General features: G+C 45.5%; 2 tRNA genes and 3 rRNA genes. All 5 read right to left on the minus strand.

The features are described from left to right. Positions 1–21: 21 nt before the first annotated feature. Positions 22–129 (minus strand): 5S ribosomal RNA (rrf, locus tag E5167_RS15215). 110 nt (positions 130–239) lie between these two features. Beyond that, positions 240–3064: ribosomal RNA gene (locus tag E5167_RS15220) — 23S ribosomal RNA — on the minus strand. 166 nt (positions 3065–3230) lie between these two features. Then, positions 3231–3304 (minus strand) — tRNA-Ala (locus E5167_RS15225). A 129-nt stretch (positions 3305–3433) separates the two neighbouring features. After that, positions 3434–3507 (minus strand) — tRNA-Ile (locus E5167_RS15230). A gap of 93 nt (positions 3508–3600) precedes the next feature. Continuing rightward, positions 3601–5124: ribosomal RNA gene (locus tag E5167_RS15235) — 16S ribosomal RNA — on the minus strand. The 16S, 23S and 5S rRNA genes sit together here with 2 tRNA genes alongside, the layout of an rRNA operon. Positions 5125–5696 lie beyond the last annotated feature (572 nt).

The following is a 5696-nucleotide window of genomic DNA, read 5'->3' on the forward strand; positions in this document are numbered from 1 at the left end:
AAAAAAATAGTAAGGGTTTAAAAAAGGCGGCGACCTACTCTTCCACAAATGTAGTACCATCGGCGCTAATGGGCTTAACTTCTCTGTTCGGAATGGTAAGAGGTGAGCCCCATTGCTATAACCACCTTAAGTTTTAAGTTATGGGTTACATAACTGCAAGATTGACTTGCTAATAAGTTAACATATTGAAAAAGAATCATGAAGTAATTTTGGTTTGTACTCTCTAAAAAGAACGGCTGTACAATAAGCCTATGGGTTATTAGTACTACTCGGCTATGACATTACTGCCTTTACACCTGTAGCCTATCAACGTGGTCATCTCCCACGACCCTTTAAAGAAATCTCATCTTGTGGTGGGTTTCGCGCTTATATGCTTTCAGCGCTTATCCCTTCCCAACGTAGCTACCCAGCAATGCTCCTGGCGGAACAACTGGTACACCAGAGGTTAGTCCAACTCGGTCCTCTCGTACTAGAGTCAGATCCACTCAAATTTCTAACGCCCACAGTAGATAGAGACCGAACTGTCTCACGACGTTCTGAACCCAGCTCGCGTGCCACTTTAATGGGCGAACAGCCCAACCCTTGGGACCTTCTCCAGCCCCAGGATGTGACGAGCCGACATCGAGGTGCCAAACCCCCCCGTCGATGTGAGCTCTTGGGGGAGATCAGCCTGTTATCCCCGGAGTACCTTTTATCCTTTGAGCGATGGCCCTTCCATACGGAACCACCGGATCACTATGCTCTACTTTCGTACCTGATCGACCTGTATGTCTCTCAGTCAAGCTCCCTTATGCCATTGCACTCTACGCACGGTTACCAAGCGTGCTGAGGGAACCTTTAGAAGCCTCCGTTACTCTTTTGGAGGCGACCACCCCAGTCAAACTACCCACCAAGCACTGTCCTTTCAGTGAAAGTTAGACTCTAGATAAGCAAAGGGTGGTATTTCAACAATGACTCCACAACACCTAGCGATGCCACTTCAAAGTCTCCCACCTATCCTACACATTACTTATCCAAAGCCAATACTAAGCTATAGTAAAGGTTCACGGGGTCTTTTCGTCCCACTGCGGGTAATCGGCATCTTCACCGATACTACAATTTCACCGAGCTCATGGCTGAGACAGTGTCCAGATCGTTGCACCATTCGTGCAGGTCGGAACTTACCCGACAAGGAATTTCGCTACCTTAGGACCGTTATAGTTACGGCCGCCGTTTACTGGGGCTTCATTTCATTGCTTCGCCGAAGCTAACAACTCCACTTAACCTTCCAGCACCGGGCAGGTGTCAGGCCATATACATCATCTTTCGATTTAGCATAGCCCTGTGTTTTTGATAAACAGTCGCCTGGACCTTTTCACTGCGGCCCATCCGAAGATGGGCGACCCTTCTCCCGAAGTTACGGGTCGATTTTGCCTAGTTCCTTAGCCATGAATCTCTCGAGCTCCTTAGAATTCTCATCCCAACTACCTGTGTCGGTTTAGGGTACGGGCTGCTTCACTCGCTTTTCTTGGAAGTCGATTCGCTAGATTATCACCTTGACCGTAGTCTCAGTGTACTATCGCCGTGTTACCACTGGCTTCAACGTGCTATTCCGTCAGCACGCACTAACTATTCGCCTCCGTCACTTTTATCGTGAGCAGGTACAGGAATATTAACCTGTTGTCCATCCACTACCCCTTTCGGGTTCGCGTTAGGTCCCGACTAACCCTCAGCTGATTAGCATAGCTGAGGAAACCTTAGTCTTTCGGAGTGCGGGTTTCTCGCCCGCATTATCGTTACTTATGCCTACATTTTCTTTTGTAGCTTCTCCAGCAAAGCTCACGCTTCACCTTCGACGACACTACAATGCTCCCCTACCACTTGTATAAATACAAATCCATAGCTTCGGTAGTATGTTTATGCCCGATTATTATCCATGCCGAACCGCTCGACTAGTGAGCTGTTACGCACTCTTTAAATGAATGGCTGCTTCCAAGCCAACATCCTAGCTGTCTAAGCAGTTCAACCTCGTTTATTCAACTTAACATACATTTTGGGACCTTAGCTGATGGTCTGGGTTCTTTCCCTCTCGGACATGGACCTTAGCACCCATGCCCTCACTGCTGATCATCATTTTATAGCATTCGGAGTTTGTCAGGAATTGGTAGGCGGTGAAGCCCCCGCATCCAATCAGTAGCTCTACCTCTATAAAACTAAATCAACGCTGCACCTAAATGCATTTCGGGGAGTACGAGCTATTTCCGAGTTTGATTGGCCTTTCACCCCTACCCACAGGTCATCCCAAGACTTTTCAACGTCAACGGGTTCGGGCCTCCACTATGTGTTACCACAGCTTCACCCTGCCCATGGGTAGATCACACGGTTTCGCGTCTACCGCCACTAACTATAGCGCCCTATTCAGACTCGCTTTCGCTACGGATCCGCACCTGAAGTGCTTAACCTTGCTAGAAACGGTAACTCGTAGGCTCATTATGCAAAAGGCACGCCGTCACCCAAAAGGGCTCCGACCGCTTGTAAGCGTATGGTTTCAGGTTCTATTTCACTCCTTTATTCAAGGTTCTTTTCACCTTTCCCTCACGGTACTAGTTCACTATCGGTCTCTCAGGAGTATTTAGCCTTAGCGGATGGTCCCGCCAAATTCACACAGGATTACACGTGTCCCGCGCTACTCAGGATACCACTATGAATAATTCTCTTTACTTATACGGGACTATCACCCTCTATGGTTCCTCTTTCCAAAGGATTCTAATTCATTAAACATTCAATGTCGTGGTCCTACAACCCCAATATTGCCGTAACAACATTGGTTTGGGCTATTCCGCGTTCGCTCGCCACTACTAGCGGAATCACTTTTGTTTTCTTCTCCTCCGGGTACTTAGATGTTTCAGTTCTCCGGGTTCGCCTCCTTAATGGATAACATGTCTTCAACATGCTGGGTTGCCCCATTCGGATATCTGCGGATCAATTCGTATGTGCCAATCCCCGCAGCTTTTCGCAGCTTATCACGTCCTTCATCGCCTCTGAGAGCCTAGGCATTCCCCATACGCTCTTATTTAGCTTATTGTACTTTTTGTCTTTTTAATGAGTTACATTTATTATTGCTAGCTCGCAATAACTAATTTACTTTTATTAAATATTTTCTATCTAATTGTTATTCTTACTCTTAAAAGTAAGAATTTCATGTATCTTTTTCAATATGTCAATGAACTTTCTTGATCTATGATCAATCGTGGAGAATATCGGAGTCGAACCGATGACCTCCTGCGTGCAAGGCAGGCGCTCTAGCCAGCTGAGCTAATCCCCCGTTTTTTAGTCGTCAGTATCAGCATTCAGTAATCAGTTATTTTTTGATGTACTGCGTACTGCAACTGCGTACTGTAAACTGGTTTCCCAACTTCTAGAATTTCCTTTATTTAAACCTTGAAAAAATTAGTAGTCTCAGGCAGACTCGAACTGCCGACCTCTACATTATCAGTGTAGCGCTCTAACCAGCTGAGCTATGAGACTCTACTTTTTCCTTAGTCATAATAATATAATTAACAGCGTTGAGAATAAACTATCTCTTTCCTTAGTTTACTATCCTTAGTCGTCTTTCTCTAGAAAGGAGGTGTTCCAGCCGCACCTTCCGGTACGGCTACCTTGTTACGACTTAGCCCTAGTTACCGATTTTACCCTAGGCCGCTCCTTGCGGTGACGGACTTCAGGCACTCCCAGCTTCCATGGCTTGACGGGCGGTGTGTACAAGGCCCGGGAACGTATTCACCGGATCATGGCTGATATCCGATTACTAGCGATTCCAGCTTCACGGAGTCGAGTTGCAGACTCCGATCCGAACTGTGATAGGTTTTATAGATTCGCTCCTGCTCGCGCAGTGGCTGCTCTCTGTACCTACCATTGTAGCACGTGTGTAGCCCAGGACGTAAGGGCCGTGATGATTTGACGTCATCCCCACCTTCCTCACGGTTTGCACCGGCAGTCTTGTTAGAGTTCCCGACTTGACTCGCTGGCAACTAACAACAGGGGTTGCGCTCGTTATAGGACTTAACCTGACACCTCACGGCACGAGCTGACGACAACCATGCAGCACCTTGTAAGTAGTCCGAAGAAAGATCTATCTCTAAATCATGCAACTTACATTTAAGCCCTGGTAAGGTTCCTCGCGTATCATCGAATTAAACCACATGCTCCACCGCTTGTGCGGGCCCCCGTCAATTCCTTTGAGTTTCATTCTTGCGAACGTACTCCCCAGGTGGGTCACTTATCACTTTCGCTTAGCCACTCAGACCGAAGTCCAAACAGCTAGTGACCATCGTTTACGGCGTGGACTACCAGGGTATCTAATCCTGTTCGCTCCCCACGCTTTCGTCCATCAGTGTCAGTTGATTATTAGTAATCTGCCTTCGCAATTGGTATTCTATGTAATATCTATGCATTTCACCGCTACACTACATATTCTAACTACTTCATAATAACTCAAGATAACCAGTATCAAAGGCAATTCTACAGTTGAGCTGCAGGATTTCACCTCTGACTTAATTATCCACCTACGGACCCTTTAAACCCAATGATTCCGGATAACGCTTGGATCCTCCGTATTACCGCGGCTGCTGGCACGGAGTTAGCCGATCCTTATTCTTACAGTACCGTCAAGGCGCTACACGTAGCGCTGTTTCTTCCTGTATAAAAGCAGTTTACAACCCATAGGGCAGTCTTCCTGCACGCGGCATGGCTGGGTCAGAGTTGCCTCCATTGCCCAATATTCCTCACTGCTGCCTCCCGTAGGAGTCTGGTCCGTGTCTCAGTACCAGTGTGGGGGATCCCCCTCTCAGGGCCCCTACCTATCGTTGCCATGGTGTGCCGTTACCACACCATCTAGCTAATAGGACGCATAGTCATCTTATACCGTAACCTTTAATGTAAAAATGATGCCATCTCTACATACCATGAGGTATTAATCTTCGTTTCCAAAGGCTATCCCTCAGTACAAGGTAGATTCTATACGCGTTACGCACCCGTGCGCCGGTCGTCAGCAAAAAAGCAAGCTTTTCCCTGTTACCCCTCGACTTGCATGTGTTAGGCCTGCCGCTAGCGTTCATCCTGAGCCAGGATCAAACTCTTCATCGTTAAATTTTTAAGTCTTTTATGACTTACTTCTTAACAACTAAAGGATATTAATTTGTACTCAAAATGGCTTATTCTCTGTAATGAATTAAATCGTTTCCAATCCAATTCTTACGCTGTCAATCAATATGTTTAATGAACTTTTTTTCTTCTTTTCTTAAAGACTTTCCTCCTTAAGCGGGTGCAAATATAAAACCCTTTTTTTATTCTCACAATGTTTTTTTATTTTTTTTGAAAAAGTTTCCTCAACCTCTTCTTTACAATTCCAAAACATTATCTTAATGAACTTTTTATCCCCAAAACGTTCCCGTTTTAGCGGCTGCAAACATACAACCTTTTTTCTTTCTCAAAAGCTTTTTCTAAACTTTTTTTAATTTATTTTTATTAAGCCTTTTTGAACGTATCACCTACCTCTTTATCCTCCCCCTTAACCCCGTAAGCGGCTGCAAATATACACCGCATTTTTATCCTCACAAGTCTTTTCTTATTCTTTTTTATAACTCAATACTATAAACACTATAACTCAACTAATTATCACATGAAAAAATTCCATACCAAACCAAAGCGAAGGGAAA

Origin of the sequence: Pontimicrobium aquaticum, assembly GCF_005047595.1 — a bacterium.
Lineage (GTDB): Bacteria > Bacteroidota > Bacteroidia > Flavobacteriales > Flavobacteriaceae > Pontimicrobium > Pontimicrobium aquaticum.